The 24,819-nt window shown below is 76.1% G+C and carries 21 protein-coding genes; 10 read left to right on the top strand and 11 right to left on the bottom strand.

Features of this window, described 5'->3' with window-relative positions; genetic code table 11:
- Positions 1 to 6: 6 nt before the first annotated feature.
- Both PUR71_RS32750 and PUR71_RS32745 read right to left on the bottom strand, forming a co-directional pair.
- Complete coding sequence (locus tag PUR71_RS32750; RefSeq protein ID WP_329930808.1) at positions 7 to 438, bottom strand: SMI1/KNR4 family protein; 432 nt, start codon at positions 436 to 438, stop codon at positions 7 to 9.
- Entirely contained in the window at positions 423 to 881 is a 459-nt protein-coding gene (locus PUR71_RS32745) for a protein-tyrosine phosphatase family protein (RefSeq protein WP_329930807.1), read from the bottom strand. The genes PUR71_RS32750 and PUR71_RS32745 overlap by 16 nt, the downstream gene beginning before the upstream one ends.
- 95 nt (positions 882 to 976) lie before the next feature.
- On the opposite strand from PUR71_RS32745, the gene PUR71_RS32740 reads away from it, so the two are divergent.
- A complete protein-coding gene (locus tag PUR71_RS32740) occupies positions 977 to 1,099 on the top strand; it encodes a hypothetical protein (protein WP_329930806.1) in 123 nt (40 codons plus the stop codon).
- Between the two features lie 122 nt (positions 1,100 to 1,221).
- Here PUR71_RS32740 and PUR71_RS32735 read toward each other — a convergent pair whose 3' ends face one another.
- Positions 1,222 to 2,598 carry a helix-turn-helix transcriptional regulator gene (locus PUR71_RS32735; protein ID WP_329930805.1) on the bottom strand — a complete coding sequence of 459 codons (1,377 nt, stop codon included), beginning with the start codon at positions 2,596 to 2,598 and terminating at the stop codon, positions 1,222 to 1,224.
- Between the two features lie 158 nt (positions 2,599 to 2,756).
- Here PUR71_RS32735 and PUR71_RS32730 point away from each other — a divergent pair, with 158 nt between their 5' ends.
- Positions 2,757 to 3,686, top strand: a complete 930-nt coding sequence (locus tag PUR71_RS32730) for an NADP-dependent oxidoreductase (RefSeq protein ID WP_329930804.1) — start codon at positions 2,757 to 2,759, stop codon at positions 3,684 to 3,686.
- Positions 3,687 to 3,842: 156 nt separating this feature from the next.
- Here PUR71_RS32730 and PUR71_RS32725 read toward each other — a convergent pair whose 3' ends face one another.
- The 4 genes from PUR71_RS32725 to PUR71_RS32710 form a co-directional block, all read right to left on the bottom strand.
- Positions 3,843 to 4,535 carry an ATP-binding cassette domain-containing protein gene (locus PUR71_RS32725; RefSeq protein ID WP_329930803.1) on the bottom strand — a complete coding sequence of 231 codons (693 nt, stop codon included), beginning with the start codon at positions 4,533 to 4,535 and terminating at the stop codon, positions 3,843 to 3,845.
- On the bottom strand, positions 4,535 to 5,278 hold the full coding sequence (locus PUR71_RS32720; RefSeq protein ID WP_329930802.1) for an ABC transporter ATP-binding protein: 744 nt from the start codon (positions 5,276 to 5,278) through the stop codon (positions 4,535 to 4,537). Before PUR71_RS32720 ends, PUR71_RS32725 begins: the two co-directional genes overlap by 1 nt.
- 109 nt (positions 5,279 to 5,387) lie before the next feature.
- Entirely contained in the window at positions 5,388 to 7,373 is a 1,986-nt protein-coding gene (locus PUR71_RS32715) for a branched-chain amino acid ABC transporter permease (protein WP_329930801.1), read from the bottom strand.
- 5 nt (positions 7,374 to 7,378) lie between these two features.
- Positions 7,379 to 8,005 (bottom strand): hypothetical protein, encoded by a 627-nt coding sequence (locus tag PUR71_RS32710; protein ID WP_329930800.1) that lies wholly within the window; start codon positions 8,003 to 8,005, stop codon positions 7,379 to 7,381.
- A gap of 132 nt (positions 8,006 to 8,137) precedes the next feature.
- On the opposite strand from PUR71_RS32710, the gene PUR71_RS32705 reads away from it, so the two are divergent.
- Together PUR71_RS32705 and PUR71_RS32700 are read left to right on the top strand one after the other, a co-directional pair.
- Positions 8,138 to 8,737 (top strand): hypothetical protein, encoded by a 600-nt coding sequence (locus tag PUR71_RS32705; RefSeq protein WP_329930799.1) that lies wholly within the window; start codon positions 8,138 to 8,140, stop codon positions 8,735 to 8,737.
- Positions 8,728 to 10,104 carry an ABC transporter substrate-binding protein gene (locus tag PUR71_RS32700; RefSeq protein WP_329930798.1) on the top strand — a complete coding sequence of 459 codons (1,377 nt, stop codon included), beginning with the start codon at positions 8,728 to 8,730 and terminating at the stop codon, positions 10,102 to 10,104. The genes PUR71_RS32705 and PUR71_RS32700 overlap by 10 nt, the downstream gene beginning before the upstream one ends.
- A gap of 49 nt (positions 10,105 to 10,153) precedes the next feature.
- On the opposite strand, the gene PUR71_RS32695 is transcribed toward PUR71_RS32700, so the two are convergent.
- From PUR71_RS32695 to PUR71_RS32685, 3 genes are all read right to left on the bottom strand, one after another.
- Positions 10,154 to 11,344, bottom strand: a complete 1,191-nt coding sequence (locus PUR71_RS32695; RefSeq protein WP_329930797.1) for a PP2C family protein-serine/threonine phosphatase — start codon at positions 11,342 to 11,344, stop codon at positions 10,154 to 10,156.
- A gap of 114 nt (positions 11,345 to 11,458) precedes the next feature.
- Positions 11,459 to 11,881, bottom strand: coding sequence for a MarR family winged helix-turn-helix transcriptional regulator (locus PUR71_RS32690; RefSeq protein ID WP_329930796.1), 423 nt, complete (start codon positions 11,879 to 11,881; stop codon positions 11,459 to 11,461).
- Positions 11,882 to 11,910: 29 nt separating this feature from the next.
- On the bottom strand, positions 11,911 to 13,125 hold the full coding sequence (locus PUR71_RS32685; RefSeq protein ID WP_329930795.1) for a M48 family metalloprotease: 1,215 nt from the start codon (positions 13,123 to 13,125) through the stop codon (positions 11,911 to 11,913).
- A 362-nt stretch (positions 13,126 to 13,487) separates the two neighbouring features.
- Here PUR71_RS32685 and PUR71_RS32680 point away from each other — a divergent pair, with 362 nt between their 5' ends.
- Entirely contained in the window at positions 13,488 to 14,654 is a 1,167-nt protein-coding gene (locus PUR71_RS32680; RefSeq protein ID WP_329930794.1) for a CapA family protein, read from the top strand.
- A 435-nt stretch (positions 14,655 to 15,089) separates the two neighbouring features.
- On the opposite strand, the gene PUR71_RS32675 is transcribed toward PUR71_RS32680, so the two are convergent.
- Complete coding sequence (locus PUR71_RS32675; protein WP_329930793.1) at positions 15,090 to 15,953, bottom strand: MBL fold metallo-hydrolase; 864 nt, start codon at positions 15,951 to 15,953, stop codon at positions 15,090 to 15,092.
- 208 nt (positions 15,954 to 16,161) lie between these two features.
- Here PUR71_RS32675 and PUR71_RS32670 point away from each other — a divergent pair, with 208 nt between their 5' ends.
- The 5 genes from PUR71_RS32670 to PUR71_RS32650 all read left to right on the top strand — a co-directional run bounded on the left by PUR71_RS32670 (position 16,162) and on the right by PUR71_RS32650 (position 24,816).
- Positions 16,162 to 17,028 carry a zinc-dependent metalloprotease gene (locus PUR71_RS32670; RefSeq protein WP_329930792.1) on the top strand — a complete coding sequence of 289 codons (867 nt, stop codon included), beginning with the start codon at positions 16,162 to 16,164 and terminating at the stop codon, positions 17,026 to 17,028.
- Between the two features lie 10 nt (positions 17,029 to 17,038).
- Positions 17,039 to 17,167, top strand: coding sequence for a hypothetical protein (locus PUR71_RS32665; protein WP_329930791.1), 129 nt, complete (start codon positions 17,039 to 17,041; stop codon positions 17,165 to 17,167).
- A 328-nt stretch (positions 17,168 to 17,495) separates the two neighbouring features.
- Positions 17,496 to 18,353: a DUF4132 domain-containing protein gene (locus tag PUR71_RS32660; RefSeq protein ID WP_329930790.1), complete on the top strand. Its 858-nt coding sequence runs from the start codon at positions 17,496 to 17,498 to the stop codon at positions 18,351 to 18,353.
- Positions 18,350 to 23,656: a hypothetical protein gene (locus tag PUR71_RS32655; protein ID WP_329930789.1), complete on the top strand. Its 5,307-nt coding sequence runs from the start codon at positions 18,350 to 18,352 to the stop codon at positions 23,654 to 23,656. The genes PUR71_RS32660 and PUR71_RS32655 overlap by 4 nt, the downstream gene beginning before the upstream one ends.
- A complete protein-coding gene (locus PUR71_RS32650; protein WP_329930788.1) occupies positions 23,653 to 24,816 on the top strand; it encodes an ATP-binding protein in 1,164 nt (387 codons plus the stop codon). The genes PUR71_RS32655 and PUR71_RS32650 overlap by 4 nt, the downstream gene beginning before the upstream one ends.
- Positions 24,817 to 24,819: the final 3 nt, after the last annotated feature.

The raw sequence follows: 24,819 nt of genomic DNA, 5'->3' as shown, positions 1-24,819 counted from the left end.
GTGACCCTAGAGGTACCAGTCCCCGGCTTCGCGCAGGCTCCGTTCGAGGTACTGCCGGAGCCTGCCGGTGACCATCGAGCGGCTGTCGGTCTCGTGGTCCCAGACGAACACGTCGTGGTCGCGCTCGGGCGTGCGGACGAACGCGAACAGGTCGCCGCCGCCGTTGTCCCCGAAGAACATCAGCGGTTCGAACGGCATGTAGAGCTGCCGGAAGTCCTCGGTCGTCCGGAACCCGCGGTTGTCCCGCGCGATCCGTGCGGCGTCCCACACGACGTCCAGCCCGCGGCGGACGACGCCGTCGCACTCCCGCAGCAGACCGGCGAGGTCGGGCGGCACCCGCTGTCCGAGTGCCCGCTCGACGTCCGCCAGGGTGTCGTCCGAGGCCGGAGCAGCGAGCTCGGCGTCCGGGGCCAGTTCGAGGATCAGTTGTCGCCACATGGAGGGGAGTCTTCCAGAGCCCGCCGGACGTAGCGCTTCTGCCAGGGCGTTTCGACGGCGTGCGGGCCGTAGTGCGCCCGTACGTAGGCGACGGCCTCGGTGGGCGGGACGCCGTCCAGGACGGCGATGCGGGCGAGCGCGGTGCCGGTGCGGCCGCGGCCGCCGAGGCAGGCCACCTCGACGCGCTCGGCGGCGCAGCGCCGCCACGCCTCGAGGAAGGCGGCGCGGGCGTCGGCGCGGTCGGCGGGCAGGCGGAAGTCGGGCCAGCGCACCCAGCGCGCCTCCCACGGCACGCGGGCGGGGCGGTGGCCGAGGAGGTGGAGCGCGAAGTCGGGGGCGGGGCCGGGCGGCAGCGGGCGGCTGAGACCCCGGCCGCGCAGGAGGCGGCCGGACGGGAGCCGCAGGATGCCGGGGGCGTTCGGGTCCCACGTTGTCTCGGGCACGTCATCCCTTCGGATTTTCGCTTGTGCTGGAGCGAGGCTGGCGATTTTAATCGTCGCCAGGGTCGCTGTCCGGCCCCTTGTCGAGGGAGATGTCCATGATTGCGTACGTCCCTTGTCCGGTCTCCTCCTGCGCCGCCATCCGCTCCGGTTCCGGGTCGGGCTCCGACTCCGGCACCAACGACACCGGCTGGAACGCCGTCCCGGGCGCGGCCGGCTGAACTGCTGAAGCACTGAAGCACGGATCCTCTGAACCACGGATCCTCTGAAGCACGGATCCTCTGAACCACGGATCCGATGAGGCGCTGATCCGATCAGGTGCCGAAGAACTCCTGAGCGTCGGTCACGACGCGACGTACAACCCCGCCGCCGTCGGCATCCCGGCGCGGTGGGCGAGGGCGGCGGCCTCGCCGCGCGAGGCGACGCCCAGCTTCGCCAGGATGTTGGCGACGTGGAACTTCACCGTCGACTCGCTGATGTGCAGCTCCCGGGCGATCTCGCGGTTGCGCCGGCCGCGCGCCACCTGGTCCAGGACCTCCAGCTCGCGCGGCTGCAGGCCGTCCAGGGGGTCCCCGGCGAGGGCCGGTCCGGGGGCGACCAGCGGCAGGTCCACCGTCACCGTGCTGCCCCAGCCGGGCACGGCCTCCACGGCGGCCCGGCCGCCGAGGGCGGCGATCCGGTCGGCGGTGCGGTGCACGGTGAGGGCGTCGGCGGCGAGCAGGCCGGGGCCGTCGTCGCGCACCACCGCCCGCAGCACGTCACCGGCGAACGTCCAGCTCACGTGCAGCCGTGTCAGCCCGTCCTGGTCGAGCATGGTGAGCACGGTCGCCCGGACGGCGTCCCGGGCGGTGTGCGCGGTGTCCGCGGGGACGGACCGGGCGGACTCCGCCGGCGGCACCAGGTCCAGCCGGACCCGGCCGTGCCGCAGCAGCGGGCGCAGTTCCTCGGCGAGCCGGGCGAACGCGGCGTCGGCCGGCTCCTCGCTGAGCGTGCGGTCGAGCTCGGCGCCCGCGCGCAGGTCCAGCAGCGCCGTGACGGCCAGTTCGGCGGCGCTGCGGCGCGCGGTCGCGTCGTCCAGGGCGGGTGAGCGCAGCGGCCCGAGGATCGCGGTGAGCGCGGCGCTGTGCATGCCGGTGAACTCGGCGATCGCGCGGGCCCGGGCGTTCGCCGAGGCCCGGGACGTCGCCGCGTGCTTGGGGCCCGCGTCGGTGGCGCGGTGGTGCGAGTGCGTCACGAGCAGCTCCCACAGCTGCTGGAGGACGGCCAGCGCGCCCTCGGGCACCGGCTCGGCGCTCGCGCGGACCAGCACCAGCAGCGCGGCTCCGCCGGGGCCGGGGGGCTCGGCGTTTACCGCGCCACCGGTGCCCGGCGCCGCCGAGGCCACCACGACGGGCCGCAGACGCCCCGCCAGCAGGGTCTCGCCCTGCCACGGCCGGCCCTGCGCGGTCGCGTCGGCGGTGGCCTCGGCGAGCCGGGCCAGCTCCAGGCTGGCGACCTCCCCGGCGACCTCCGGCAGACCGAGGGTGTTCGCGGGCGAGTACGTGCAGATGCCGCTGAGTTGGGCGAGCGCCACGTGCGGGACGAGCGTGCCGAGCACCTCGGAGAGCCGGACCAGCAGCGTCGGCCGCGGCGCACGCAGCACCTCGACGGCCCGCGCCAGCGCGTCCTCCGGACGTCCCCACACGCTCTGCCAGTCCACGCCCGCGCTCACTCCGCTCATGCCCTCCAGCCTAGCGGCGGGAGCGTCCGGCCGACCTGGCCATCAGGAGGGGCGGAACCGTCCGAAAGGCGGGCCGGGGCGTGCCCGCCGGGCGCCGAGGATGGAGCCGTACGAGAACACGGGGTCCACGAACTCCTCGACACGGCAAGGACTTTCCCATGACCAAGGCGATCGCCTTCTCCGAGTACGGCGGCGCGGACGTGCTGCGCCCCATCGACCTCGACCTGCCCGCCCCTGGCGCCGGTGAGGTCCTGGTCGAGGTCCGTGCGGCGGGCGTCAACCCGCTGGACCACAAGATCCGTGCCGGCCTGCTCACCGCCCTGTTCCCCGTCGCCTTCCCCTTCGTCGCCGGCTTCGAGCTGTCCGGCGTGATCCGGGCCGTCGGCGCGGACGTCACCGCGTGGGCGCCCGGCGACGAGGTGTTCGGCGTGGTCATGGGCGGCGCGCACGCCGAGCACGTGCTCGTGCCCGCCGCCCAGCTGGCCCGCAAGCCCGCCACGCTGGGGTGGGCGGAGGCCGCCGCGATCCCGGTCGCGGCGGAAACCGCCGAGCGGGCGCTGGACCTCCTGGACGTCCGGGCCGGCGAGACGCTGCTGGTGCACGGCGCGGCCGGCGGGGTCGGCACCGTGCTGCTGCAGTTCGCCCGGGCCCGCGGCATCACCGTCGTCGGCACCGCGAGCGAGGCCAACCACGCCCACCTGCGCGAGCTCGGCGCGATCCCGGTGGAGTACGGCGACGGGCTGGCCGAGCGCGTGCGGGCCGCCGCGCCCGGCGGCGTGCACAAGGTGCTGGACGCGGCCGGGGCCGGCGGGGTGCTGCCGCTCTCGATCGAGCTGACGGGCGGCGCCGACCGGGTGCTGACGATCGCCGACTTCGCGGGCGCCGCGGAGCACGGGGTGCGCTTCACCGGCGGCGCCGAGGGCGTCGAGCCCTACTACGGCCGCGCGTTCGAGGCCGCGCTCGCGCTGCACGCCGCGGGGGACCTGCGGCTGCCGCTGCACCGCGTGCTCCCGCTCGCGGAGGCGGCGGAGGCGCACCGGGTGAGCGAGCACGGGCACCTGCGGGGGAAGATCGTCCTCACGGTGTGAGGCCCGGGCGGGCGGGCCCGAGTGCCTCACCGCGATCGAGAAGCTCCACCCGATGGGCACGGCTCGGCTCCCCGGCGGGGTCGCGGCGGCCGTGCTGTTCCTGGCCCCGGCGGAGGTCGCGACGGCCGTGCTTCCTGGCCTCCGACGAGGCGTCGTTCATCGCGGTGGCCGTCCCCCCGGTGGACGGCGGCTGCCTCGCCCAGGAGGAGCGGTGAGTTCGCCGGGCTCGCCGGAGAACGCGACCTCGCCGCGGTGCAACACGTGCACGACGGCGGCGCCGGCCAGGGTGCGGGGGAGCTCCTGGGCGCTCAGGACGACCGTGGTGCCGGCGGCGAGCAAGTGCGCGTGCAGGCGGTTGACGACGCCCGGGGCCAGGCCGCGCCCGGGCTCGTCGAGCAGCAGCAGCTCGGGATCGGAGGCCAACGCCCGGGCGAGGGCCACGAGTTGCTGCTGCCCGCCGGAGAGAGTGCCGGCCCGGCGGGGGAGCAGTGGGGCGAGCTCGGGGAAGAGGTCGAGCGACTCCGTTCCTCCGTCGCGGGAGGCGAGCCGGAGGTGCTCGGCCACCGTCAGCGACGCGAACACCGCCCGCTCCGACGGCACCAGCGTCAGCCCCATCCGCACCCGTCGGCGCACCGACAGCCCGGTGACGTCCCGGCCCCGCCACAGCACCTGGCCCCCGGACAGTCGCACGAGCCCGGCCATGGCGTGCAGCACGCTCGTGCGCCCGGCGCCGTTCGGCCCGAGCAGGACGCTCACCAGCCCGGACGGGAACGCCAGATCCACCGCGTGCAGCGCTTCGAGCGGCCCGTACCGGACGCGCGCCGACCGCAACGCGATCTCTACCGGCATCATGTCACCCCGTCCGGCGTCACCCCGTCCGGTGCCGCCCCGCCCCACACCCGGGCCACCCGCGTCTCCGCCAGCACCGCCGCCGCCGGACCGGCCGCCACCACCCGGCCGTCCGCCATCACGTAGACGGTGTCGGCGAGTTCGGCGACCAGCCCGGCGTCGTGCTCCACCAGCAGCAGCGCCATCCCGCGTCCCGCCAGCCCCCGCAGGACCGCCACCAGCCGAGCCGTCTGCGCCGAATCCAGCCCCGCCGCGGGCTCGTCCAGCAGCAGTACCCTCGGCTCGCCCGCCAGCGCCCGGGCCAGCTCCACCAGGCGCAGCACGCCGGTCGGCTGTGCGCCGGCCGACTCGCCCGCCACGTCCCGCAGCCCGAGCAGCGTGAGGGCCCGCTCCGTGCGCCCCTGGACGTCCGCCCGGTCGCGCCGCTGCTCGGCGCCCACGCGGACGTTGTCGGCGACGGAGAGGGTGGGGAAGACGGCGATCTGTTGGAAGGTCCGGGCGAGCCCCAGTCGTACCCGCGCGTGCGCCGCGACCCGTGTGACGTCCCGTCCGCCGAGCAGCACCCGGCCGGCGTCGGGCCGGACCGTCCCGGCCAGGCAGTCGAACAGCGTGCTCTTCCCGGCCCCGTTCGGCCCGATCAGCGCGGTGATCCGCCCGGCGGGCGCGACGAGGTCGACGCCGCCGACCGCCTCGATCCCGCCGTAACGGCGCACGATGCCGCGGGCGGTGAGGCGGGCGGTCATGGGAGCCTCGCGGGGGAGTGACAGATGACAACTTTCAGATAACAGATTTTGAAATCTGTGATCTGAAAGTTGTTCGCCGTCCGCTGCGCGGCGGCGGAGGCCCGCCCGCTCACCGCCGCGCCTCCCCGGCTACCCGCCCCGCGATCATCGCCCGCACCCGCCGCCCCGCCGGTGTGAGGCGTCCGGGCGGCAGCGACGGGGGAGCCTGTGCGGGCCCGCGGCCGGCCAGGGCGGCGAGTCCGCCGGGGAGCCGGCCGATGGCCGTGGCGAACACGCCCACCGCCACCGCCGACACGCCCGCGACCGTGCCGGCGTCGAGGCCGATCAGCAGTGCGGCGGCCAGGACGGCCCCCAACGCGCTGTCCGCCCCCACGACCACCACCGCCGCGAACCACAGCAGCCCTCGCACCGGGTCGAACGAAGCCGCGTCGAAGGCCCGCCCCGCGAGTCCGATCAGCCCGCCGCCCAGCGCCGCGAGCGCCGCGCCCACCACGAAGGCGAGCAGTTTCAAGCCGGGTACGTCCACCCCCGCCGCGACGGCGCCCGCCTCATGGTCGCGCATCGCCGTGAGCGCCCGCCCGGGGCGCCCCCGGTGGAGGCCGCGCACGACCGCCAACCCGAGCCCCAGCAGCAGGAGTTCGGCGACGTAGAAGGCGCGGTCCCCGGCCAGGAAGGCCGGCCGGTCGAGGGTGAGCCCGGTGGTCGCGTACGGCTGCTGGAACACGAAGCGGCTCATCGCCGTCCCGACCGCGAACGTGACCAGGGCGAGCGCCAGCCCGCGCCGCCGGATCGCCGGCCAGCCGGTGAGCAGCCCGAGCGGCGCGGTCGCGAGCACGGCGAGCAGCAGCGCGGGCGCGGCCGGCAGCGGCGGGAGCCCCGGCACCCGGCCCGACATCAGCAGCGCGGTGCCGAGCGCGCCCATCCCCGCGTACCCGGCCTGGCCGAGGGAGATCTGCCCGCCGTACCCGGTGACGACGACGATCGACAGCAGCACGAGGGCGAGCGCCGGCACGAGCAGGGCGCTGCGCAGGTCGTTGCCCCGGAACCCGAGCGGCAGCAGGAGCAGAACGAGGCACACCGCCGCCACCCCGCGGCCGCGCCCCGCCACCCCGCGGCCGCGCCCTGCCGCCCCGCCGCCGCGCCCTGCCGCCCGCGGCACCGCGAGTGACGCAGTGCCGGCACGTTCCCCGGAGATGCGCGGACCGGCGAGCAGCGCGGTGGCGAGCAGGGCGATCACGAACAGATTCGACTGCACCGCCTGCACCAGCGGCAGGAGCTGTCCGGCCGGGCGCAGCCGGGTGAGCTCGGCCTGGGCGATGCCGAGGCCGAGCCCGGTGACGACGGCGACCGGGATGCTGCGCAGCCGGGCCGCGACGGCGACCGCCATGGTCTCCATGACGAGCAGCGGCAGCCCGTACGGGTCGAGCAGCAGGTACGGCGCGAGGGCGATGCCGACCAGTCCGGCGGTGAACGAGCCGAACGCCCACCCGGCGGCAGAGACCCGGTTCGCGTCCACCCCGGCGAGGCCGGCGAGGCGGCGGTCGTCGACGACGGCGCGCAGGTGCAGGCCGAAGCGGGTCCAGCGGGTGGTGGCGGCGACGGTGAGGGCGAGCGCGAGGATGGCGGCGAGCTGGGCGACGGTGTCGGGCCGCAGCGCGTGCCCGCCGGGCAGCCGGATCGGCGCGCCGCCGAGCGGCGAGGGCGCCCCGGCCAGCGGCGCGGCGCCCCACAGCAGCACGACGACGCCGATGAGCAGCACGAACACGCCGAGCCCGGCGACCATCGTGTCGGCCGGGCCGGCGCCGCGCCGTTGCAAGGGGCGGTAGACGAGGACGTCCAGCAGGACCCCGAGCACGGGGGCGACGAGCAGCAGGCAGAACGCGACCGCGGGCCACACCGGCCAGTGCCGCACCACGACGAGGTCGCGCAGCAGGTAGGCGATGGCCATCGCCTGCGCGCCCTGCGCGATGTTGAGCACGCCGGTGGCGCGGTGGCACACCACCAGGCCGATGCCGCTGAGCGCGGCGGCGCTGCCGACGGTGAGCCCGGCGAGGGCGAGGTCGACGGTGAGGCCGAGGGAGTCGGAGGCTGCCATCGGGCTCAGCCGGCGGGCGGGGCGGACTCGCCCGGACGGGTGGCGGGGGCGGGGCCACCGGGAGGGCCCGGGCGGTCGTCCGGTGCGGCGGGGGGTTCGCAGACCGGGCAGGCCGTCAGCCCCCGGGCCCGGAGGGCCTCCGGGTCCACCCGTACGGCCGTGTCCTTCCCGGTGACGAGCGGGCAGTCCGGCCGGTGGTAGTGCGTGCCGCCGGGCACGGTGAGCCACTCGCCTCCCTCGGCGGGTGGGGACGAAGCCGGTTCCCCCGGCCCGTCCGGCTCGACCAGGAGCGCGTACAGCCGCTCCACCCGGAGGTCGGTCAGGTCTCCGCGCGGGTCCCCGTGCCCGGGCGGGGGCGGCGGCCGCAGTGCGACCAGCACCGCGCCCGCCACGATCAGCGCCGCGCCGGGGATCGTGGACGACGCCAGGTAGGGGATCTGCTGCTCGGCGAAGCGCTCGCCGGACACCCCGTACCAGCCCAGCACGCACAGCACCGCCCCAGCCGCGACGAGCAGCCAGCCGGCCCACTCGCGCGCGCCCTTCAGGGCCCGCGGCGGACGGGCGCCACGCCGCGCGGGGGACTCCCGCGCGGCGTTCCGGGCGGTTCGTCCGCCGGATTGCGATTCGTCCATGGATCCGCCTTCATGGTGTCACTTGCGACGTTTCCAGGATTGGCCTGGAACGGCATCCGGGACACCACGCGCCACACCACGCGATCGGCCTCGGGAACCAACCCGCGAGGGAACACCCGAAAGGGAACAGCAATGCCAATGACGGAGAGCGGCAAGCCCAGGGCCCTGCGGACGGCGAGCGCCCTGCTCGCGCTGCTGCTGGCCGGGTCGGTGGCCGCGTGCAGCAGCAGCAAGTCCGGTTCGTCGGCGGCGTCCTCGGCGGCGACGTCGGCCGCGGCCTCGGCGTCGGCCGCCATCTCGTCGGCGGTGGCGAGCGCGAGCGCCGCCGTGTCCCCCGGAGCCTCCGCGAGCGGCACCGCGCCCGCCGACCCGGCCGCCGCGAAGGCCGAGATCACCGCCAACTGGGAGAAGTTCTTCGACCCGGCCACCCCCATCGCGGACAAGGCCGTGCTGCTCCAGAACGGTGACGTGCTGCTCCCCGTCCTCCAGGGCTTCTCGCAGGACCCGAGGGTCGGCCAGGTGCAGGCCAAGGTCTCCGACGTGACGTTCACCGACGCCACCCATGCCACCGTCACCTATGCGCTCTCCCTCCAGGGCACCGTCGTCGAGCCGAACGCCACCGGCCAGGCCGTCCTCGAGGGCGGCACCTGGAAGGTCGGCCGCGCCACGCTCTGCGGCCTCCTCACCCAGGCCGCGGGCGCGAGCGGCACCCCGATCCCCGGATGCAGCTGACGGGCGTCCCCCGCCGGGTGCCCGCCGCCCTGGTGGCCGTGCTCCTGCTGCTGCTGACGGCCTGCGGCACCCGGCTCCCGGTGGGCGCGTTCACCGCCCGCCCCACCCCCAGCGGCCCGGGTTCCGGTCCGGTGTCCGGGCCCGGTACCAACCCGGCCCCGGACACCGGCGTCACCCCCGCCGAGATCCGGATCGGCATCGTCACGTCGCTGACCAGCCCGGTCGGCAGCGACGTGTTCAGCGGCCCGCGCTACGGCGCCCAGGCCTTCTTCCAGGCCCTCAACGACCGCGGCGGCCTGCACGGGCGCACCGTGCGCCTCGTGACGTGCGACGACGCCGGCAGCGGCATCGGCAACCAGGACTGCGTCCACCGCCTGATCGACCAGGCCCACGTCTTCGCCTTCGCGAGCGGCAGCGTCCTCGACTACGCGGGCGCGCCGTACGTCAGCGGCAAGGCGGTGCCGGACGTCGGCGGGCAGCCGATCGGCACCGCCTACGACCGCTGGCCGCACCTGTACGGCATCTACGGCAGCGCCGCCCCGCGCGACGGGCGGTCGGTGGGCTGGAACGGCACGCTCTACCAGAGCACCGAGGTGTTCCGCTTCTTCAAGGAGCGCCTGGGCACGTCCAGCGCCGCCGTCGTCGCCTACAACCAGGCCGACTCGGCCCGCTACGCCGCCCAGTTGAAGGCCGGCCTGGAGGCGGAGGGCTACCGGGTGCTGCTCCAGACGGTGGACTTCGCGCTGCCGGACTTCCAGGCGGTCGCCGCCGCCGTCCGGGCCGACGGCTCGCAGCTCCTCTTCGACGCCATGGACACCCGCGGCAACGCGGCGCTGTGCCGCGCCCTGGACGAGGCCGGGGTGCGGGTGACGGCGAAGGTGACCAACGTGCAGAACTGGTCCGAGTCGGTGCGCACCGACTACCGGTCCTCACCCGGTTGCCGCAACGCGCTCTGGGCGACCTCGTCCAGCCTCAACTACGAGGACCTGCAGTACCCGGCGGTGCGCGACTTCCGGACGGCGATGGCCCGCTACTACCCCGACCGGGCGGCGCAGCTGTCCGCCTGGGAGCTGGAGGGCTGGGCGGGCGCCCAGTGGCTCACCGACGCCATGGACTCCTGCGGCGCGGCGCTCACCCGGGCGTGCGTGGAGGCGTTCATGAACCGTGCCGAGCCGTACGACGCGCACGGCCTGATCCTGCCCGCCTCCTTCGTGCCCCAGCCGCCGCCCGCGGGCCCGGTGCGCGCCTGCCTGAACGCCGCCCGCTGGCAGGACTCGGCCGGGGGCGGTGCGGGCGGCTGGGTCACCCAGGTGCCGTCGATGACGACGACCTGCTACGACGTGCCCCAGCTGCCCTACAAGCCCTGATCAAGCCCTGATCAAGTCCTGATCAAGGCCTGATCAAAAGCCCTGATCGCTACTCGTCCGGGAGGCGCTCCACCACGACCATCGCCGCGTCGTCGTCGAGGTGGCCGCCGACGTGGGCCAGCAGGTCGCGGCGCAGGCGGTGGAGGAGGACGGACGGGCGGTCGGACTGCCAGGCCGTGACGCGCTCGGTGAGCGGGTAGAAGCGCTTGCGGGCGTCCCGGGCCTCGATCACGCCGTCCGTGTAGATCAGCAGCCGGTCGCCGGGCCGGAACGGGAACACCTCCACCCGGTACTCGCCCGGGGCCAGCTCGCCGAGGCCGAGCGGTGGCGCAGGGTGGTCGGCGGCCAGCGGGGTGATGCCGTCGGCGCGCAGCAGCAGCGGCGGCGGGTGGCCGCAGTCGATCAGGCGGACCTCGGTGCCGTCGTCGGGGATGTCGAGCAGGACGGCGGTGATGAAGGCCTCGCCGCTGTCGTCCGCCCCGGCTTCCTCCGGCGGCCCGTCACCGGACCCGCCGACGAGCCGCAGGCGGTTCGCCTGGGCGCTGAGCTGGGCGAGGTCCCAGCAGACGCTGCCGTCCAGGTAGGCGGCGAGTCCGGGCAGCTCGGCGTGCAGGTGGGCGGCGGCGCGGAAGGCGCCGAGCAGGAGGGCCGCGTCGCCGAGCGAGGACAGGCCCTTGCCGCGCACGTCTCCCACCAGGAGCCGGGTGCCGGTCGGCGTGCGGGCCGCCGCGTACAGGTCCCCGCCGACCTGCGCCTCGGCCTCGGCGGCGAGGTAGACGGAGGCGAGGTGCAGCGGCCCGATCCGGTCCGGCAGGGGGCGCAGCAGCACCCGCTGGGCGGCCTCGGACACCGAGCGGACCCGGGCCAGCTCGCGCTCGTGGCGGTCGCGCAGCACCCGCAGCGCGACGATCAGCACCGAGACGGCGAGTTGGGCGCCGAGCTGGGTCTCGATGTTCGCGCTGGTGATGCCGCCCTCCCGGACGGTGCCGACGATGGTGAGCGCGGCGAGCGCCAGCACGGCGACGCCGGCGGTGGCACGGGCGCCGGCCAGGGAGGCGGTGAGCGCCGGGGTGACGATCAGCAGCGGGCCGAGGTGGATGTCCGGCGGGGAGAGGATGTCGACGACCGTGATGAGGACGATCAGCGCGAGCGGCAGCGCCGTCAGCGCGCGGCGGTCGGGCCGCCACGGTCGGCGGCGGTCGCGGGGGCGCGGGTCACGGTCTCGCTGCCGTAGTGGCACCTCTCCTCTGTACACCGTGGGGGCGGTGCGGCGCACCCCGGGCGGCGGGAGGGGAGGGCACGAGGGATCCGGGGGTGTCCCGGGGGGCGGGGATGGGCCCGGGGCTGGGGAGGGTCAGCCCTCGGCGCCGTAGCGGGCGAGGTAGTCGGCGAAGCGGGCGACGTCGGCGTCGGACCAGTCGGTGAAGCGCTCGGTGAAGGCCAGCCGGCGCTGCTCGTTGGCGTCCCGCAGGAGGGTGAGCCCGGCCTCGGTGGCGCGCAGGATCTGGCCGCGCTGGTCGTCCGGGTCGGTCTCGCGGCGCAGCAGGCCGAGCCGCTCCAGGGCGGTGACCTGCCGGCTGACGGTGGACTTGTCGAGCATGAAGTACGCCGCGACGTCGGCCGCCCGGCAGCCGCCGCGCTCGGTGATCAGGTCGAGGATGCTGTAGGTGACCAGGGAGAGGTCCGGGTGCAGCTGCGAGGCCTTGTGGCGGGCGCGGCGGGCGAAGGCGGTCAGCTCGCGCTGGATGGTGTCGATCGACGTCTGGCGGCCGGGCACGGCGTCCTACCTCCTCGAGATTTGTTGCACTATACAACGGGTTCGGGCGGAGTGCCCGCCGGTCCGCCCGTCGGTCCACCCGCCGCCCCGCCGGCCCTCGCGCCCCCGGCCCGCCACGCGCGGGCGGCGGCGATCCGGCGGGTCGCGCTGGGGTGAGTGGCGAACAGTAGCTCAAGCACCCGGGGCGGGTCGACATCGGAGACGTTGGCCAGTGCCAGTCTGCGCTGCATCGCGATGAACTGCTCGGCGTCCGACGTCAGTTCGAGGGCGTGCCGGTCCGCCCTGGCCTCGATCCGGCGGCTCGCCGCGCACTGGACCGGCCCCGACAGCGCACCCAGCAGCGCCCCGATGGCCGCCAGCAGCGGCAGCGCCCGCGGATCCGCCGCGTCCACCACCCCGGCCGCCGTCAGGAGCGCCCCCCACGTGCTCAGCAGGCCCAGCACCACCACCGCCGCGGCCGCGCCCGCCGCGCCCAGCACGGTGCCCGTCAGGACGTCCCGGTGCTTCACGTGCCCGAGCTCGTGCGCGACCACGAGCTCCACCTCGCGCGGCTCGGCCGTCGACAGCAGCGTGTCGTACGCGACGATCCGGCGGGTGGCGCCCAGCCCCGACACGTACGCGTTCAACGCGGTCGTCCGCCGGGAGGCGTCCGCCACCAGGACGTCGCGGATGCCGACGCCGTCCCGCTGCGCCAGCGCGAGCAGCGCCGTCCGCAGCGGCCCCTCCTGCATCGGGGTGAACCGGTTGAACACCGGCTCGACCACGAGCGGGTGCAGGAACGACAGCGCCCCGACGAGCAGCGCCGCCGCGCCCGCCCCCGGCACCCACCAGTGCTCCGGCGACCACGCCGTCAGCGCGAACAGCCCGAGCGCGAGCGGCAGGACCAGCACCAGCCCGAGCGCCAGACCGCGCACCGCGTCCAGCGCCCAGCCCGCCCAGCCCTGCGTCACCAGCCCGTAGCGGGCCCGGACGGTCCGCGCGCCGGCGCCGAACGGCAGCTGCGCCACCTGGCCGAGCACGACGAGCGCCGCCGCGCCCGCCAGGACCTGCGCCGTGCGGGAGCCGCCGAACCAGCCGCCGACCGTGCTCACCAGGCCCGCCCCGGCGGGGGTGAGGCCGAGGACGAGGGTGAGCGCGAGGCCGGCCAGCCGTCCGCCCAGGGCCCAGGGGAGCTGGGCGCGGCGCAGGGACCGGCCGCGGGCGCGTTCGGCGGGGGTGAAGTCGTCCGTGGTGGTGGTGTCCATGGGAGGGGTGCGGCTCCGGGGTCCTGGATGGCGGGTGTCGGGGTTCAGCATGGCGCACCGGGCCGGGCGCGGCCCCTCCTCGGACGGGTTCGTCCTTCGCCGGCGCGCGCTTCTTCCCGCGTCACCCTCCCGCCGGTCCGGTCGCGCCGCGGACACCCGCGCGCAGCAGATGGTGGCCGAGGTCGACGAGCGCCCGGCCGACCCAGGCGGGGCGCGTGGGTTCCGGCTTCGGTCTTGTCCGCACTGTGTCCGAACGGTGCCGAAACCGCACGGGTCCGTGACGTAGGCTGACCGCTCTTGTGTCGCTGTGCTGTCTTACTGCGTCGTATTGCCGCTGGTGTTGATCTCGGGGGGAACCACTCATGCGCCGTGCCGTCTCGTCCGCCGCCGCCTGCGCCGCGCTGCTGCTCGGGCTGACGGGAGTCGCCGCGTGCGGGCCCGACGATCCGGCGCCCGCAGCCGCGTCCGCCCCGTCCGCCGCCGCCCCGTCCGCCGCGGCCTCCGGCAAGCCGACCGCTTCCTCCTCCGCGGCCGCCCCCGCACCCGGGACGGCCAAGCCGACGGCGCCCCGGCTCGACGGCACCATCCGGGTGGCCTTCGCCGGGGACGTCCACTTCGAGGGCCGCACGGAGGCCCGGCTCGCCGTGCAGCCGCCCGAGCCGCCGCTCGGCCCGATCTCCGCGACCCTCGCGGACGCCGACCTGTCGGTGCTCAACCTGGAGACCGCGATCACCGGTCGCGGCGCCCCCGAGCCCAAGCTCTACACCTTCCGCACCACGCCCAAGGCGCTCGACGCCCTCAAGGCCTCCGGCGTCGACGTCGTCTCCATGGCGAACAACCACGCCGTCGACTTCGGCGCCGACGGCCTCGCCGACACCCTCGCGGCCAAGGACTCCGCGCCGGTCCCGGTCATCGGCGTCGGCCGCACCGCCAAGGAGGCGTACGCGCCGTACGTCTCGACGGTGCGCGGCGTGAAGGTCGCCGTGGTCGCGGCCAGCCAGATCGAGGACCTCACCAACCAGAAGTGGCGGGCCGGCGCCGCCAAGCCGGGCATCGCCTCCGCCCTCGACGTCCCCGCCGTCGTCAAGGCGGTGGAGGACGCGAAGCGCCAGGCCTCCGTCGTCCTCGTCTACCTGCACTGGGGCGAGGAGGGCAAGGCCTGCCCGACCGCCGCCCAGACCTCCATCGCGAAGAAGCTCGCCGCCGCCGGCGCCACCGCCGTGGTCGGCACCCACGCCCACACGATGGTCGGCTCCGGCATGCTCGGGACCACATACATCGGGTACGGCTTCGGCAACTTCCTCTGGTACGGCACCTCCAACTACCCGTTCTCCGACGAGACCGGCGTCACCACGCTGACCGTCACCGGCGACGGACGGGTGACCGGGGAGGCGTTCACCCCGGCGACCGTCGACGACCGGGGCGTCCCGGTGCCCGTCACCGGCGCCGCCGCCGACGCCGCGCTCAAGCGGCGCGACGGCCTGCGCGGCTGCGCGGGACTCGCGCCCGCTCCCGCCGCCGCGCACTGAGCCCGCCGACATCCCGGACGGTCAACTCCGCACCGCTGCCGGGCCGGTGCCGCGCGAGGCGGCCGGCCGCCTCGCGGACCTCGCGCGGCGTGCACGGGCGCGGGCCGCGCCCCTCGCAGCACGAGGAGTGGAACGTCACGCCCGCGCGCAGCAGCGCCGTGAGCGTCCGCCGGCCGGCGTCGTCGCGCTTCCCCGCACCTCCAGGTCGTGCCCGGCGTCCGTCAACTGCCCGCCGCAGCGCGGACACCCGTCCCGCCCGGCCGCGCCGTGGCGCTTCGTCGACACCCGGCAGGACAGGCACACGCGGTGGCGCCGGGAGGTCTGCGATCGCGTGCACGTGCGCGCCGGGCCGGGAGGAGCCGTGAATCGAACCGCGTCCTCGACCCGTTCGGTTTCGGACTCGGCCTGTCGGGGCTGATCCCTTACGAGGACCGACTACTCGCTCGGCCAGAGGATCAGGTTGGGGAGCGCGTGGCGGGTCGGGGTGCCGGCCAGGGCCGTCAGGGCCGTGCGGATGTCGTGGAGGTCTGCGACCGTGAGCTGGAGCGGGAGTTCGTCGGGCTGGTAGGTGGTGCGGATCGGGTAGTCGACGCCCGGGGTGGTGGTCATCTCGATGTGGCAGCCGAGCACGTGGGTGACCGGGCGGCGGTCGGCGAGGGCGACCAGGCGGTCGATGCTGCGCGTGAACGCGGGCCAGTCGTCGATGTAGAGCCGCCCGGGGTAGACGGTGTCGCCGGTGAGGAGGAGGCCCGTCCAGGGGTCGTAGTACGTGACGGCCGCCGGGTGGTGGCCCGGGGTGGCGAGGCACTCCAGCACGCGGCCGCCGCCGAGGTCGACGAGGGCCACGGCGTCCGGGTCGGCGTCGAAGCCGAAGTAGGGCCAGGCGGCGGCCGGGTCGGCGGCGATCACCGTCGTGCGGGGGCGGTCGGCGAACTGGGCGTCGCCGGCGACGTGGTCGCCGTGCGGGTGGGTGTGCAGGACGAGCAGTTCGTACCCCTCCCGCGGGTGGCGGGCGAGCCAGGCGCCGATCAGTTCGTCGACGACCGCCCGCAGCGGGAAGTGCGCGGCCTCGGCCGTCGCCCCGGTGTCGAGGAGCACCGCCCGCTCGGCGCCGAACAGGAGGTACAGGAACGGCGCCTCGTAGTGCACGGCCTTGTTCTGCCGCAGCACGACGGTGTGCTCGTCGTACGCGTGGACCTGGATCTCCGGCCCGGTGTCGTGCTTGGCCGACGGCGAGCCGTGGATCCACCGCACGTCCAGCGGTCGCGGCACCGGGACGGTCCGCTCGGTCTCGGGCATGACGCCTCCTCCGGTGCGTCGTCCTGTCGGGCCGGGTACGGCGCACGTCTCGTCCGGGGCGGTCGCGCCGGTGCGCCGCCACCGGGACGCTAGCACGGCGGCGCAGCGCCCTCGTGAGGGCCCGGGGACCGCTTCCCGGGCGCCGGTTTCCGGCCGCTCCGGCGGACCGAGTGGGAAGAGTTTTCCGGGCGACGTACAGTTCCGCTTCGTGATCGAGATCGAGATCGTCGTCGAACAGCAGGCGGGCGGTGCGTGGGACGCCCTGGCGGAGGCGGCCCGCGCCCTGACCGGGGAACTGGCCGGCCCCGTCGAGGAGACCACGGGCCTCGACCTCGGCCCCGGGGTGCGCCTCGCGCTGGTGGACCCGGACGCGTTCGCGCGGCGCCGCGAGGCGTACGTGCGCAGGGTCTGCGAGACCGTCCTCGCGGGCGAGGCGCTGGCGGCCGTCGCGGACCCGGTGCAGCGGGAGAAGGCCGAGGCGGCGCTGCGCAAGGGGCCGGCGTCGGCGGACTCCGATCGCAGGATCACCTGCGTGCCCTCCGGCCGGGTGGTGCAGGACGAGGAGGGCCGGTGGGTGCTCCTGCTGGCCCCGGCGCTGCTGGCCGGGGCGCCGCAGCGGGCCCCGCTGCGGGCCGTGTTGGCGCACCTGCTGACCCACCAGGCCCAGATCCGCGCGGGCGGCCCCCGGCCGGGCGCGGACGCGGTCGAGGCGCTGCTGCTGCACCGGACGTCCGGCGGCACGCGGGAGGACGACCCGGTCCTCGGCGCGTTGTGGGAGGGGCACGCGCGCTGGGCGACGCGCCGTCTGATGGACCGCGACCAGGTGGGGGAGCGCAAGACGGCCCGGGCCGCCCGGCTGCTGTCGCGCCTGCCGGGCGTGCGCGCCGAGCCGGACACCCACGACCAGGCGGTGCGGTTCGTGCGCACGCTGGTCGAGGCGGGCGGGACGGAGACGGTGAACCGGATCTGGACGGACCGCTCCCTGGTGCCGACGCGCCGCGAGCTCTCCGCCCCCGCCCGCTGGCTGGCCCGCACAGGGCTGGGGCCCGCGGAGGGCTCCTCCCCGGAGGGCTGACCGGCCCGGGGTGCCGGAACCCGTCCGCGAGGCCGCCGCGGGCGAGCGCACCGTCGTCATGGTCCTGCGCGACCTCGCGGCGCGGGCCCGCTACGCCGACCTGCTCGTCGCCCTGCGCGACGGTGCCGTCGTCGCCTGAGCCCCGCCAGGGAGGTGGTCGAGCCGGGCCTCGTGCGCGCCCTGCCCGACGTCGACGTGGACGTCCTCCCCGCCCCGACCTACGGAGCCCCCGTCACCGTCCCCCGCCCGCGCCCCCGCTGACGGGCCGCCGTCCTGGGCGCGCTGTCCCCGCCGATCTCCCTGCTGGATCTCCCCGCCGGATCTCCCCGCCACCTCCCGGGATCGTTCACTCGTTCGAGGGGTTTGGTTTCCGCAGGTCGGGGAGCTGGGGCCCCTGGACGTCGCGTTGTCAGTAGGCCTCGCTACGTTCCTCCCATCGCTGACCGACAGGTGGGAGGAGAACGGCCGTGGCATGGGTGGAGACGAGTGCGGGCGGGTACCGCGTCGCGCTCGACGGGGACGGCACGGTGCTGTGCCGGAACGCGGCGGGGCGGCAGTTGAAGGCCGTGCCGCCGAAGCTCGGCGACGATCCGGTGGTCACCCAGCTGAGGCAGCTCGCCGAGTGGCTGGGGGCGCACGAGCGGCGCTGCCTGGAGGACGTCGAGCGGTGGATGGTGCGCTCGCTGCCCGTGCCCGCGGCCGTGGTCACCGCGGTGTGGGCGGACGAGTCCTGGCGCGCCGTCCTGCGGGACCTGGTCGTCACCGGGGCCGACGGAGAGGTCGCCGGGTTCCTGCGCGACGCCGACACCGAGCGCGGGCTCGGACTGGTCGACCTCGACGGCGACACCGTGCGCCTCGCCGACGGCGAGATCCGGATACCCCACCCCGTCCTGCTCGCCGACCTCGACGACCTGCGCGAGTTCGCGGTCGAACTCGGCGTCTCGCAGCGGGTCCAGCAGCTCTACCGCGAGGTCTGGCACCGGCCGGAGGAGGTGCCGGCCGGCACCGAGGTCACCGCCTACGCGGGCGGGCGCTACAAGGAGCTGCGCGAGCTCGTCGGCCGGTGCGCCCGGCTCGGCTACCGCGTGCGCGGCGGCAGCGCCGTCGTGCCCGTGGTCGAGGGCGGCCGCACGGTCGAGGCCCGGCTGTGGGTCGGCGACTACTACGAGTACGACGAGTGCGAGACGGGCCCGCTCAGCTGGGCGTGGTCCGACGGCCGGGCGCTGCCACTGGCCGAGGTCGGCCCGGTGGCGTGGTCCGAGGGCATGCGGATGGCCGCGGCGCTGTACGCCGGCCGCACGATCGAAGGGGAGGTCGCGGCATGACCGCCACCAGCGTGAACGGCTCCATCACCGGGTCCAACAGCCTCGGGTCCGCCAGCCCCGGATCCAACGGCCCCGGTTCGCACGGCCGCGGCTCGAACGGCGCCCACGCGAACGGCGCCGCCCCCTACGAGCGGCTGCTCGACGCCGGCGCCGTCCTCCCGGCCGGCACCGTGCCAGGCGCGGGCCGCGCCGACAGCGTTGCGGACGTGCTGACCGCCCGCACCTACGCCCACCCCGCGCTCGACGGCCGCCGGATCGTCCGGCTGGTGCCCGGCGCGCTCGGCCCCGCCGAGGACCTCGCGGTCGACTTCCTCGGACTCACGCCGCGGGCCGAGCCCGCGGAGGTCGGCCAGGTGCGCCAGGAGGCGCTCGGCTTCCCGGCGTGGGCGCTGGTCCACGACCCGGCCAACGGGCACCACGCGTTCGCCCTGGTCAAGGAACTGGAGCGGCTGGCCCGCCAGGCCAAGTCCAAGCCCGGCGCCGCCAAGGACGGCTTCGACGCGCTCGCCGCACGCCTGGGCCGCGCCGTGCCGCACTTCCTGCCCACCTTCTGCGAGGAGGTCGGCCGGATCTTCCTCGGGGTCGGCAACCAGACCTACGCCGCGAGCTGGTTCGGCAAGGCCCGCGAGGCCGAGCGCACGCACGGCCTGGAAGTGGACGAGGAGCGGCTGCGCGCCGTCTTCCTGGAGTTCGCCCTGGCCGGCGCGCTCACCGTCAAGTCCCTGCGGCAGTACGTGAAGTCGCTCGCCACCCGGCTCGACGCGGCGACGGCCTGGCAGCGCTTCCGCCAGCTGTGCACCGAGCGCGCCGCCGCCGGCATGGCCCCCTACGCGGGGGTCGCCGAGGACGCCCGCGCCCTGGTGAAGGCCGCCGGGCTGGACCGGGAGGAGCACGAACAGTCCCTGCTCGCCGAGCTCTTGGCGGCACCGGCGGCCAACCGGGCGCCCGCCGCGTTCTGGAAGTCCTGGCACGCCACCCTCGTCGCCCTCGGCAAGCGTGACGAGGCGGTGCGGGTCCGCCTGCTGGAGCTGATGCCCACGGCGGGCAGCAACTCGGGCGCCTCCGAGCACGACGCCGCCTGGCTGGCCGTGCTCGCCGAGACGGGCGCCGAGAGCCTGCTCACCGGCCCGCCCCCGGAGGACACCCAGGGCATCCGGGCCGCGCAGGGCGCCGAGGACACCGCGCCCGCCGCCTGGCTGCGCCGTTGGACCGACCACCTCGGCCGCGGCTGGGGCTCCCGGCCCACCTGCGCCGCCACGGTGGCGCTCGCGGGCCGGATGGCCGAGCGGCTGCGCGCCGACGGCACCCCGGTCGACCTCTTCACCGGGATCCGCCGCAGCACCACCCAACTCGACCTCCTGGAGCGGCTGCTGGCCGACGGCGTGCCCGTCGCCGACCCGCCGGCCGGGCTCGGCCTCGACCTCACCGGCTGGGCCCGCCACAGCGGCGCCACCGGCCCCGACCTGGCCGCCGTCGCCGCCGACCCCCGCTTCCGGGGCGTGCTGCGCGCCGCGACGCCCTCGGCGTGGGAGACGGCCGTGCAGCAGCAGCTGCCCGCTCTGCCGCTGCTGCGCGAGCTGTTCGCCGAGTGGGCCGACGAACGCGCCGACGAGGTGGCGGCCGCCCGCGGCCTGGCCGGCGCCGCCGACCTCGTGCGCTCGCTCTCCCCGTACCGCTCGGTGCTGCGGTCGATCTCCCCCGCCGCCGCCGAGCGGATCGCGGCCCTCGACGTCGCCGGACTGCTCGCCCGCGCGCTCGGCGCCGGCATCCTGGACGAACTCGGCTGGCCCGCCCTGGAGGAGGCGCTCGACAAGCTCGCCGACCCGCCGGCCACCGGCACCTCAGCCGCCACCGGCCCAGGAACCGCCGCTAACCCCGGAACCGCCACCGGCCAGGACGACGGCCCGGAGAAGACCCCCGGCGCCCGCACCCTGCAGGGCCTGATCGTCGAGGACGCCTGGCCGCACCTGATCCTCGCCCGCCTGGACCGCGCCGTCGTCGTCGGCCCGCAGGGCATCGTGCTGGAGCACACCCTGCGCCTGCCCAAGCTCGAACACTGGAACCGCCCCCGGCTGCGCTTCGTCGACGGCGAACTCCTCGTCGTCTGGCACGAGAAGGGCAAGCAGCGGGCCTACTGGTCCGGCCGCCCGGCCGAGACCTTCGACCTCGGCGGCGAGACCATCGCCCGGTACTTCTACGGCGACCGGCACCCCGAGGCCCCCTCCCTCCCGCTGCCCGGCGGCGGACGGACCACCGGCGAGCGCCCGCTGCACACCGGCGACACCCGGATGCCCGCCGAACACCCCGTCCTCGGCGACGGCACCGGCCACTGGACGCTGCGGCACGGCCCGACGGGCCGTGCGCTGCACGAGTTCGACCCGGCGACCGGCACCCTCGGCCGCGCCGCCGAACCGCCCGTGATCGCCGCCTCGGCAGCCGCGGGCACGCTCGACCTCGACCGCACGCGGCTGCTGCCGCTCCAGCCCGGCTTGGAGCACACGCCCTTCGGCACCGACGGCACCGTGCTGGGCAGCTGGGTCCGCGTCGCCACCGGGCGCACCGTCACCACCGTCACCGCCGACGGTCGCACGATCGTCATGCCCCTGAACGGCGCCCACCCGAACGTCGTCCCCGTCGGCCGGCTCACCCTGCCGGGCACGGGCGCGACGCCGGGGCAGAACGCCCCGGCCACCCCGACGGGCCCGGTCGTCACCAGGTCGATCCGCGACCACCTCGCCCTCGCCCTGCCCGACCTCGGCCCCGACGTCGCCACCGCCGAGCACGCCCGCACCGTCGACCTCAGCCCCTGCCGCCCCGGCGACCTCCAGGCCGCCGGCACCGGACTCGTCCCGCCGCTCGACCACTGGCACGCGCTGCGCCCCCGCGACGAGGCCGGCTCGCACGTGCTGCGCGCCGTCACCCCCGAGCAGGCCGCCGCCCTGATCGACATCACCTGGCCCACCGACGTCGAGCCGGTGCCCGAGGCCGAGCAGCGCTGGATCACCGTCCAGGGCGTGCGCCGCAAGCTCGCCCACCGCAGCGGGGCCCGCCGCCGGCTGCCCGTCCACGCCGTCGGCGCCGCCCTGCCCGGCATCACCGACGCGCGACTGCTCGCCGGCGTCGCCGGAATCGCCCGGATCGCCGCCGAACTCCTCGAGCGCGTCGCCCGGTTCGTCGAACAGCCCGAGGCCGAGGCCCGCCCCGCCACCGCCGCCGCACCCCCGGAGCACCGGCCCGACCACGGCCGCGACGCCGAACTCCAGGCCGCCGTCAGCGGCTGGGTGCCCGACGTCGACCGCTACGGCTCCTCGTGGGGCGCCCCCAGCACCTGGAAGGTGCTGAACAACCTGCGCACCGTCACCGCGGTCCTCGCCGACCCGCCCCCGGCCACCGCCGAGGGCTGGAGCAGCCCGGCCTCCGTCGACCTCAAGGGCGGCGACATCCACCACGCGTGGCTGCTCCTGCTCGGCCGGCTCCACCTCCTCGTCCAGGCCGCGGCCTCCCCCCTCACCGAACCCGCCCACCGCTCCACCCTCGTGCTCCTGCTCGGCGAGCTCGCCAGGGGCCCGCTCGCCGACCGGGGCGCCACCCTGCGCCAGATCGTCCTCAGCGAGCCCACCGAGCGCACCACCACCGGCCGGCCCACCGCCCACCGCCAGGGCCAGGTGCTGCGCCACGGCGACCGCACCGTCGTCATCCTCGGCCACCGCGACAACCGCGGCGACCACGCGCACTGGCTGGCCGTCGACCACGACCCGAGCGGCCGGTTCGGCCCGGTCGACCACTTCACCACCATCGCGGAGCGCACCACCGAGGAGCGGCTCGACGCCGCCTGGATCGCCGAGTTCCGGCGGGTCCTCGCCCTGCACGGACCCGTCCCCGTCGACCCGGCCAGGGCCAGGGCCTTCGGCGAGCTCACCGGCACCGGCACGGCCCGGGCCTGCCTGGTCCTCGCCGCGGCGCCCGGCATCTTCCAGTGGTACGGCCCGGTGCTGCCCGCCGACCGGCTCCCGGAGTTCGGCCTCAAGGCCGCCGAGGCCACCGCCGCCCGCGACTGGCTGCGCCGGCGCGAGCGCGCCGGACTCGACGAGGTCTGGACGGCGCTGCTGCCCACCGACCCCAAGACCCTCTGGACCGACGGCCCCGACCTCACCGCCGGAGCCGAGGCCTGGATCCGGCACTTCGGACGGCTCGTCACCCTCCCCGACGACGCCCAGGCCACCGTCACCGGCGTCGACGTCGAACACGTCGAGGCCGTCCTCAACCCCGACCGGACGCCCTGGCTGAGCCGCACCACCACCTTCCGCCTCACCACCACCCCCGACGGCTCGATGAAGCAGATGGTCGCGGCCGACCCCGCCGCCGTCCCCGGCTTCGGCGTGCTGCGCGGCGCCATCGACGCCCTCCGCTGGCTCGTCTACCACCTGCCCGCCGACAGCCCGCTGCGCCCGCTGCTGCCGCGCACCGCCACCGTCCTGCGCGAACGCCTCGCGGACCCGGAACTCCTGTTCGACTTCAACCTCTTCCAGACCGCCAAGGGCCAGTCGCTGGCCGTCATCCTCCGCTCCCACTTCGGCCTGCCCGCCGAGGGCGGCGCCGACCCCGACGGGCTGGTCCGCTGCGGCCCGGCCCTCGTCCTCGCCCCCGGCGGCGGCACCATGGAGCGGGTCCTGCTGCGCCCCGCCGGGCTCACCGGCGCGGACGACCAGGTGCTCGAACTGCTGGAGGGGCTGGGCGCCGGCTACGGGCTCGCGAGCGAGCTCCGCGCCATCGCGGCCGTCCTCGGCGGCGAACCGGAGGCGCTGGCCGCCCCCGCGGAGCCGACCGGCTCCGCCGAGGGCGACGCCCGGTGGCTGCAGAACCCGCAGTTCTCCGTGCCCGCCCTCGTCACCGAGGCGGCCCGCACCCACGGCCTCGGCGAGGACGCCGCCACGCTCTACCTCCAGCTCCTGGCCCTGCCCGACCCGACCGACCGCAACGCCGCCCGCTGGACGGGCTGGAAGCCCGCCCGGCTCAAGCGCGCCCGCGCCGAACTCGCCGCCACCGACCTCGTCATGGAGGCCAGGCGGGCCCGCGCCGGCCGCACGCTCTTCCTGCCCTGCGGCTGGCAGGAGGCCAAGGCGCCCGCCCTGCCCGCCGAGACCTGGAAGGCCGGCTTCTACGAACTGGGCACCTACCGCCCCGCGCTGCCGCACCAGCCCGTCCCGGACCTGTTCGTCCGCGCCTGGCAGCGGACCGTCGACGGCGACGCCCCCGGATACGAACAGCTCCAGACCGCGAACCGCAGGAAGGCCCGCCGATGACCGCCCCCGCCACGACGCCCACCCCGCCTCCTGCCGACGCGCCCGCCCGTCAGATCACGCCGCCCGAGGAGAAGTACGCCGCCGAACTGGAGTTCCTCGCCGCGCACGACTCCGGCCCGCGCCCGCCCGGCTGGCGGCTGACCCCGCGCGCCGTCGTCACCTTCGTCCTCGGCAGCGACGGCGAGAAGCTCAAGGCGGGCCGCAAGGGCCTCGTCATCGAGCGGAAGTTCGTCGGCGAGCGGGCACTGGTCGAGCGCTGCGTCGTCACCCTCGCCGGCGAGCGCGGCCTGCTGCTCGTCGGCGAGCCCGGCACCGCCAAGTCGATGCTCTCCGAACTGCTCGCCGCCGCCGTGTGCGGCACCAGCGCGCTCACCGTCCAGGGCACCGCCGGCACCACCGAGGACCAGCTCAAGTACGGCTGGAACTACGCCCTCCTGCTCGCCAAGGGCCCCAGCCGGGAGGCCCTCGTGCCGTCCCCGGTGCTCACCGCGATGACCGCCGGCGCCGTCGCCCGGGTCGAGGAGGTCACCCGCTGTCTGCCCGAGGTGCAGGACGCCCTGGTCTCCTTGCTCTCCGAACGGCGGATCGCCGTCCCGGAGCTCGCGGGCACCCCGGACGCCCAACTGCACGCGGCCCCCGGCTTCACCCTGATCGCCACCGCCAACCTGCGGGACAAGGGCGTCAGCGAGATGTCCGCCGCCCTCAAACGGCGGTTCAACTTCGAGACCGTGGGCCCGATCGCGAGCCTCGCCGCCGAGGTCGACCTGGTCCGCCGCCAGTCCACCGCCGCCGTCGTCCGCGCGGGCGCGCCGTTCACGGTGGACGACGCCGTCCTCGAGGCGCTCGTCACCGCCTTCCGCGACCTGCGCACCGGCCGCTCCACCGAGGGCTGGGACGTCGAGCGGCCGTCCACGGTGATGAGCACCGCCGAGGCCGTCTCGGTCGCCACCGCCCTCGGTGTCACCGCCGCCTACCTGCCCGACGGCGGCGACCTACTCGGCCGCCTGCCCGGCCAGCTGATCGGCGTCGTGCGCAAGGACGACCCGGCCGACGCCGCCCGGCTGCTCGGCTACTGGGACGGGCCGGTGCGGCGCCGCGCCGAACAGGGCGCCGCCACCTGGCGCACCCTGTGGGACCTGCGCCCGGCCCTGGAGGCGTGAGCC

Origin of the sequence: Streptomyces sp. SP17BM10, assembly GCF_036322405.1 — a bacterium.
In the GTDB taxonomy this organism is placed as follows: Bacteria; Actinomycetota; Actinomycetes; order Streptomycetales; family Streptomycetaceae; genus Kitasatospora.
This window is presented reverse-complemented; position numbering and strand designations above follow the sequence as displayed.

Excerpts from the sequence above, each read along its gene's own strand:
- PUR71_RS32750 (WP_329930808.1), bottom strand. The coding sequence starts at position 438 with ATGTGGCGACAACTGATCCTCGAACTGGCCCCGGACGCCGAGCTCGCT.
- PUR71_RS32740 (WP_329930806.1), top strand. The coding sequence starts at position 977 with ATGATTGCGTACGTCCCTTGTCCGGTCTCCTCCTGCGCCGCCATCCGC.
- PUR71_RS32735 (WP_329930805.1), bottom strand. The coding sequence starts at position 2,598 with ATGAGCGGAGTGAGCGCGGGCGTGGACTGGCAGAGCGTGTGGGGACGT.
- PUR71_RS32730 (WP_329930804.1), top strand. The coding sequence starts at position 2,757 with ATGACCAAGGCGATCGCCTTCTCCGAGTACGGCGGCGCGGACGTGCTG.
- PUR71_RS32725 (WP_329930803.1), bottom strand. The coding sequence starts at position 4,535 with ATGCCGGTAGAGATCGCGTTGCGGTCGGCGCGCGTCCGGTACGGGCCG.
- PUR71_RS32720 (WP_329930802.1), bottom strand. The coding sequence starts at position 5,278 with ATGACCGCCCGCCTCACCGCCCGCGGCATCGTGCGCCGTTACGGCGGG.
- PUR71_RS32715 (WP_329930801.1), bottom strand. The coding sequence starts at position 7,373 with ATGGCAGCCTCCGACTCCCTCGGCCTCACCGTCGACCTCGCCCTCGCC.
- PUR71_RS32710 (WP_329930800.1), bottom strand. The coding sequence starts at position 8,005 with ATGGACGAATCGCAATCCGGCGGACGAACCGCCCGGAACGCCGCGCGG.
- PUR71_RS32705 (WP_329930799.1), top strand. The coding sequence starts at position 8,138 with ATGCCAATGACGGAGAGCGGCAAGCCCAGGGCCCTGCGGACGGCGAGC.
- PUR71_RS32700 (WP_329930798.1), top strand. The coding sequence starts at position 8,728 with ATGCAGCTGACGGGCGTCCCCCGCCGGGTGCCCGCCGCCCTGGTGGCC.
- PUR71_RS32685 (WP_329930795.1), bottom strand. The coding sequence starts at position 13,125 with ATGGACACCACCACCACGGACGACTTCACCCCCGCCGAACGCGCCCGC.
- PUR71_RS32680 (WP_329930794.1), top strand. The coding sequence starts at position 13,488 with ATGCGCCGTGCCGTCTCGTCCGCCGCCGCCTGCGCCGCGCTGCTGCTC.
- PUR71_RS32675 (WP_329930793.1), bottom strand. The coding sequence starts at position 15,953 with ATGCCCGAGACCGAGCGGACCGTCCCGGTGCCGCGACCGCTGGACGTG.
- PUR71_RS32655 (WP_329930789.1), top strand. The coding sequence starts at position 18,350 with ATGACCGCCACCAGCGTGAACGGCTCCATCACCGGGTCCAACAGCCTC.
- PUR71_RS32650 (WP_329930788.1), top strand. The coding sequence starts at position 23,653 with ATGACCGCCCCCGCCACGACGCCCACCCCGCCTCCTGCCGACGCGCCC.